Here is a 4,745-nt window from a genome sequence, read left to right as displayed (position 1 = left end):
GACCTCTGCCGCCGATTGGTAGCGATCGCTCGGCGCCGGCTGCAACATGCGGTCTAGAATGTGCTGGAGCTGCTGACTGACAGAGGGAACATAGGAGTGCCAATTCCAGCGGTTGTTATAGGCATCAAATAGCTCTTCGGGGTCTTTGCCCGTTAGCAGCACAATACAAGTGACCGCCAAAGCATACAGGTCTGAGTTAGGAAAGACCCGTTCACCCCGTATCTGTTCTGGAGGCGCATAGTGAGCTGTATAAATACCGGTACTGCGGCTTTGGATAGACGTTTGGGAAACTTGTTTCACCGCCCCAAAATCCAGCAAGTAGAGCCGCCCTTGACCGGGAAACTTGGTTTTACTGGGGTGCTGGCGCATGATATTCGAGAGCTTGATATCGCGGTGAATAGAGCCGCGCTCATGGACATATTGCAGGACAGGCAGCAGCTCCCGCAGCACTTGTCGTACCTGCTCTTCGCTAAAGCAGCCCTGCTGCGCCAACTCGTCTTCTAGGGTTTCACCATCAATAAACTCCTGAACCAAGTAAAAGTAGCTTTCTTCACCGGAGCCGTTAAAGCTGGGGACTTCCTCGCGAAAAAACGCCAGTAAATCAGGAATTTGAGCATGTTGACCCAGTTCTTCGAGAACTTTTGCCTCCCGCTCAAAGAGTTCTTGAGCCTTTTGCAAGCTGTGGGGGTCTGAGACGTTGGGCAAAAATTGTTTAATAACACAGTATCGCCACCCTGGCGTATCCAAGTCCCGTGCTAAGTAGGCAGCCCCAAAGCCCCCCCGCCCCAAAACCCGCTCTGCCACATACCGACCCCGCAAAATGAGGGGCATGCCACAGGTGATGCAAAATCGGTCACGAATGCGACTGTAGCTCTGGTTAGGTTGATCCAATTCGGGAAGAGCATTTTGCGGACGCGGGCAATGGGGACGAGTACAATAAGCCAACATGGACCTGCTGATGCAAGGTTTCCTCTATAATACTGCCCCCAGAATATCTGCCACCCTTGCACAGGGCAAGACTTTTTAGGAATAGTAACCTCTTGACAAGCTGATGGTCGGACTCGAACCGACGACCTACTGATTACAAGTCAGTTGCTCTACCAACTGAGCTACACCAGCACTATTTCTAGCATACTACGTCTTAGCAACGTCTTAGCAACAGTGGGGAACCTTACCTATCAATCTTTTTTGGGCATTGCGCAGTCCCAGCGCCGAAAAGATTCAAGGCCAAGGCGGCCTGCTAAGGGGATGCCAAGTTGAAGATCGCAGCAATCGGGCTTGAGTTGTTAATGATTCATTGCAAACCCCAGCAGCCATCGGCAACGCCTAGAAAATGATCTAAGTTTTGATTAGCTTGCTGTGGCAGTTGCACCACCGTGATTATCCTGCACCTGTTGGACGCTTGGAAACGCACTCCGGTTAGAACCTGGCGTTTTCCCATAAAAACAACCATCCGCATTGGTCGCGCTGCAGACAATGATGTGATTCTCAACGATATTCTCGTTAGCCGCTATCACGCGGAACTCTCTTGCTACCGGGATCCAGAGAATCTCGATCGTTGGTTTCTCAAAAGTTTGGGGGCGATCGGTACGTTTGTCGATGGTCGCCTTGTTGATGAGAGCAAACTTGCCAGTGGCAGCCTCATCCAGCTAGGACCCACAGGCCCAATTCTGGAATTCCATGAGCAAACCTTTCGCCGCAGTGCCCCCACCCTTGGTGAGTGTACCCATGCCGGTAATATGCCCGGGAATCTGTTTTGCATTCACTGCGGTCAACCCCTCAATGTGCAGCACACCGTACGCAACTATCACATCCTGCGCCTTTTAGGCCAAGGCGGGATTGGCAGGACCTACTTGGCCTGTGAAGCTCACCCCCCTGGGGGATGGACTGGCAAGGTTCCAGAGGTGCGGGTTCTCAAGGAACTGCGGTCTGAGATGGCGGATAATGAGAAGGCACAGGAACTTTTTGAGCGGGAAGCTCGTATCCTGCAACTCCTTGACCATGCAGGGATTCCCCGCTTCTATGATTTTTTTGTGGAAGATGGGAAAAGCTATTTGGTCATGGAACTCATTCATGGCATTGACCTAGAGCGCTGGGTACTGCGCAATGGCCCGGTGCTGATTCCTCAGGCGGTGCAGTGGATGATTCAAACCTGTGGTGTCTTAGACTACTTGCACAATCAGGATCCACCAGTGATTCACCGTGACTTGAAACCTAGTAACCTGTTGGTGCGATCGCGGGATAACCAAATTGTTTTGATTGACTTTGGGGCGGTCAAAGAACTGGGGCATTCCCCCAGCCGCGTTGCTGTGGAGGGCTACAGCGCCCCGGAACAGATGATGGGCAAACCCACCATTCAGTCCGATCTGTTTGCAGTGGGCGCAACCTTAGCTTTTCTACTTTTGGGAGATAATCCAATTCGCTTCTATCATCACTGTCAGGGCTACCATCGGCTTGATGTATCGGATCGCCCAGAAATTCCCGATCCTTTGAAGGAGGTGATCCACCGCGCCACCGCACCTTTGATATCTGAGCGCTATCCTTCTGCTATTGCTTTGGCCAAAGCGCTTAGGCGGACCCTGGCAGAACTCTCCCAAGAATGGTCCAAAGTTTGATGCTCCAGTTTGAACGAGTTGTAGGTTTCTATGATTTACCTGCCTGTTACTGCCCTACTTTTTGTGCTGCTGATCCTGTCGCTGCCGTTTCTGTGGCTGGCGATCGCCTTCGATGCCGTACAGGTGGCCGTTGCCAAGTTGGGCTTTTCACCGACTGCCGCCTCGGTCTTACTGCTGATGGTGATTCTCGGCAGTACAATTAACATTCCCCTCTACGAGCGGGTCTCTACGGTGGCGATTGTTCCCGATTTTGAAGAACTCTGGTTAAGTCGGTTTTGGGGAATTCCCCTGCGCAAAATTCAGCAAAAAACTATTGTGGCGCTGAATGTGGGCGGTGGCCTAATCCCCACACTGCTGGCACTCTATCAATTTACCCGTGTGAGTCCCTTAGCGATTCTTTTGGTGACCTTGATCGTGGCTGTGGTGAGCTACTATTCTGCCCAAGTGGTACCTGGTATTGGGATTCAAATGAATGCCTTGGTTGCCCCCCTAACAGCAGCAATGACGGCCATTTTGATTTCTGGGGGCATAGCGGCGGCACCTATTGCCTTTGCCGGGGGCGTGCTGGGAACGCTCATTGGTGCCGATTTACTACACCTGCGGGAAATTGAGCGCATGTCGGCGGGGGTGCTCAGTATTGGTGGTGCGGGTGTCTTTGATGGCATTGCCTTATGTGGGTTATTTGCACTGCTATTGACTTAGGCATACCCGCAGTAAGAATAACCATGATAAAGTGCTGGATGAAGTGCTAAAACCTCTGAGAAAAAATCTATGGGTCTGCTGGCTGGCTATCAATTTGTCAAAGATTTAGAATCCGCTGGGGCATTGGCACTCTTTGTTCCCCCAGAGGGCGGTTTTGAGGGTCGCTATCAACGGCGACTGCGTTCCAAGGGCTATACCACTTTGCCCATGAGCGCACCGGGCTTGGGGGATTTAGCAGCCTACCTGACCCAAGAGCACGGAATTCGTCCGGCTCACACGGGCAAAGAAGACATTCGCGTTTATTTTCAGCCGCCCTTAGTGACGTACCATTTGCAAAACCTACCCCCCAATGCTAAGGGACTGGTGCTCTGGCTGATTGATGGTAAGCGGCTCTCAAGGCAAGAATTTGCCTACTTGGCACAGTTGACCCAAACCCTACCGAAGTTCAAAGTGGTAGTGGAAGTGGGGGGCGATCGCGTTGTGCGCTGGGAACCCCTTGCGGATTGGGTTGCTGCTGCCTAGGGTCTAACACTTCTGCGTCAATCCACAAACTGCCTACTTGCCCCTTGACAGTCTTCCTTCAACCCTGAAGGATATAGGCCAGAGGGGCTTAGTCTCCCTGTATCAGAAATAACCATTGGGAAAGGGACGATGACTTCAAATTCCGACATCTCAGGGAAAAAACTTGCCGCTGGCATCTGTGGTATCCTCTTGGGTACCCTTGGCATTCACAAATTTGTCCTTGGTTACAATACCGAGGGCTTGATCATGTTGCTGGTGAGCTTGTTGACCTGCGGCTTGGCCGCCCCTGTCATGGGTATTATTGGCTTAATTGAGGGAATTATGTACCTCAGCAAAAGTGACCAGGAGTTTTACAATACCTACATCGCTGCCAAAAAGGGCTGGTTCTAAGGTCTAGGATTTATTCCATCCGGGGAGATGGCGGCAATTGCTGGCCTGCTAGAATAACAGGCGCACACTCAAGTTTAAAGCTTTAAGTTCAGGAAGTTAACCACAGGATTTCTTTGGCCTATCCATTGCAGCCCAGCGGTGACCTACGAACCCCTGCATCACAAATACCGCCCCCAACGCTTTGCAGATCTGGTGGGTCAGGGGGCGATCGCCACCACCCTCACCCAGGCTTTGCTCAAGGAGCGCATTGCGCCCGCCTATCTCTTTTGCGGTCCCCGTGGCACAGGCAAAACCTCTAGTGCCCGTATTTTGGCAAAGTCCCTCAACTGCCTGAAGAGTCGGAAACCAACTCCTGACCCCTGTGGCCAGTGCGAAGTCTGTCGGCAGGTCGCTAATGGCACCAGTTTGGATGTCATTGAAATTGATGCAGCCAGCCACACTGGGGTGGACAATATCCGCGAACTGATTGAGAAGGCACAATTTGCCCCAGTGCAGTGTCGCTACAAGGTTTATGTG

General features: G+C 52.0%; 5 protein-coding genes, 1 tRNA gene and 1 pseudogene. 5 read left to right on the top strand and 2 right to left on the bottom strand.

Annotation, left to right across the window (positions count from 1 at the left end):
- Positions 1-948 (bottom strand): serine/threonine-protein kinase (locus tag H8Q75_RS08330; protein WP_297041123.1); only part of this gene is annotated, 948 nt, incomplete at its 3' end.
- Between the two features lie 98 nt (positions 949-1,046).
- Positions 1,047-1,119 (bottom strand) — tRNA-Thr (locus H8Q75_RS08325).
- A 257-nt stretch (positions 1,120-1,376) separates the two neighbouring features.
- Here H8Q75_RS08325 and H8Q75_RS08320 point away from each other — a divergent pair.
- From H8Q75_RS08320 to H8Q75_RS08300, 5 genes and pseudogenes are all read left to right on the top strand, one after another.
- Entirely contained in the window at positions 1,377-2,615 is a 1,239-nt protein-coding gene (locus H8Q75_RS08320) for a protein kinase (protein ID WP_297041122.1), read from the top strand.
- 30 nt (positions 2,616-2,645) lie between these two features.
- Positions 2,646-3,317 carry a DUF1614 domain-containing protein gene (locus tag H8Q75_RS08315; RefSeq protein ID WP_024123973.1) on the top strand — a complete coding sequence of 224 codons (672 nt, stop codon included), beginning with the start codon at positions 2,646-2,648 and terminating at the stop codon, positions 3,315-3,317.
- A 69-nt stretch (positions 3,318-3,386) separates the two neighbouring features.
- Complete coding sequence (gene ndhN, locus H8Q75_RS08310; protein ID WP_024123974.1) at positions 3,387-3,839, top strand: photosynthetic/respiratory NAD(P)H-quinone oxidoreductase subunit N; 453 nt, start codon at positions 3,387-3,389, stop codon at positions 3,837-3,839.
- A 129-nt stretch (positions 3,840-3,968) separates the two neighbouring features.
- Positions 3,969-4,229, top strand: a complete 261-nt coding sequence (locus tag H8Q75_RS08305; RefSeq protein ID WP_024123975.1) for a TM2 domain-containing protein — start codon at positions 3,969-3,971, stop codon at positions 4,227-4,229.
- A gap of 138 nt (positions 4,230-4,367) precedes the next feature.
- Positions 4,368-4,745, top strand: a pseudogene (locus H8Q75_RS08300) (AAA family ATPase); the annotation flags it as partial.

Source organism: Thermosynechococcus sp. OHK43, assembly GCF_014466085.1.
Taxonomy (GTDB): domain Bacteria; phylum Cyanobacteriota; class Cyanobacteriia; order Thermosynechococcales; family Thermosynechococcaceae; genus Thermosynechococcus.
This window is presented reverse-complemented; position numbering and strand designations above follow the sequence as displayed.

What these genes read in the sequence shown, in the direction of transcription:
- H8Q75_RS08315 (WP_024123973.1), top strand. Translation starts at nt 2,646, where the DNA reads ATGATTTACCTGCCTGTTACTGCCCTACTTTTTGTGCTGCTGATCCTG.
- ndhN (WP_024123974.1), top strand. Translation starts at nt 3,387, where the DNA reads ATGGGTCTGCTGGCTGGCTATCAATTTGTCAAAGATTTAGAATCCGCT.
- H8Q75_RS08305 (WP_024123975.1), top strand. Translation starts at nt 3,969, where the DNA reads ATGACTTCAAATTCCGACATCTCAGGGAAAAAACTTGCCGCTGGCATC.